Here is a 903-nt window from a genome sequence, read left to right on the forward strand (position 1 = left end):
GCGCTGATGTGGGTCAGGTAAAGTTGTTTCACATTGGCCTGTAAAGCCAGCTTGGCTGTATCGGCTACGGTCGAATGGAATACTCGTTCCACTGTCTCTTCATCGCCTGCGGAAAAGGTTATACACCAAAACGTCTGCGTTTTGTACGGAGCATGCTGCACGCGGACAGGCTTTGGTATCGCCGAAGATAGCCACTACCCGTCTTTTTTTGGGCGGGGAGAGGAACGCTTTGCCGTCAATGGTCCTTCCGTCATTCAAGCTTACGGTCTTGCCTTTTTTCAGACGGCCTTTCCGCCGCAACCGCCGCTACCGCAGGAATGTGTGTGTTTGTGTTTTAAATCTTCTGCACTTGGCATTCTGGACGCGCCGGCTTTTTCGAGGCGGTCGAGATAGTCTTGCCAAAGCGCGTCTTGATTGTGCGCCAGTCGGTAGAGATAGTCCCAATCGTAAAGGCCGCTGTCGTGGCCGTCTGAAAAAGTAATTTTCAATGCGTATTGACCGACGGGGTCTAAATCGGTAATGCTGACTTCGGCTTTGCCTGTTTGCAAAACATCCTGACCGGGGCCGTGTCCGCGCACTTCCGCGCTGGGCGAGTACACGCGCAGGTATTCGGCAGGAAGGCTCTTGGCACCGTCAACATAGACCAAAGTCAGTACGCGCCGTTCTTTTTGGAGGCGGATTTCTTGTGGAATTTTATCGGCTTGGGTCATGTCATGCTCCGTTCTTTTTACGCAAATAGGCAACGCGTACAGAAAAAATACCGCCAAGTACAGCAAACAGCACAATTGCGTAGAGTGAAAGCCGTATCAGGCTCACTTGGGTGTCTGCCGTTAGCCCCAAAGGCAGCAACATCACGGCAACGAACAGTAAAAATGCGGCCAACATGGCGGCAATGCTGGCAAA

The 903-nt window shown here is 52.3% G+C and carries 2 protein-coding genes and 1 pseudogene; all 3 read right to left on the reverse strand.

Going from position 1 to position 903, the window contains the following annotated elements; all coding sequences use genetic code 11:
• Nucleotides 1-99 precede the first annotated feature (99 nt).
• A complete protein-coding gene (locus tag ACTHUR_RS12545; protein ID WP_440398816.1) occupies nucleotides 100-258 on the reverse strand; it encodes a hypothetical protein in 159 nt (52 codons plus the stop codon).
• A gap of 20 nt (nucleotides 259-278) precedes the next feature.
• Nucleotides 279-710 (reverse strand): gamma-butyrobetaine hydroxylase-like domain-containing protein, encoded by a 432-nt coding sequence (locus ACTHUR_RS12550; protein ID WP_070615267.1) that lies wholly within the window; start codon nucleotides 708-710, stop codon nucleotides 279-281.
• 1 nt (nucleotide 711) lies between these two features.
• Nucleotides 712-903 (reverse strand): annotated as a pseudogene (locus ACTHUR_RS12555) (cytochrome b6); the annotation flags it as partial.

It is taken from the genome of Neisseria sp. P0021.S007 (genome assembly GCF_051956855.1).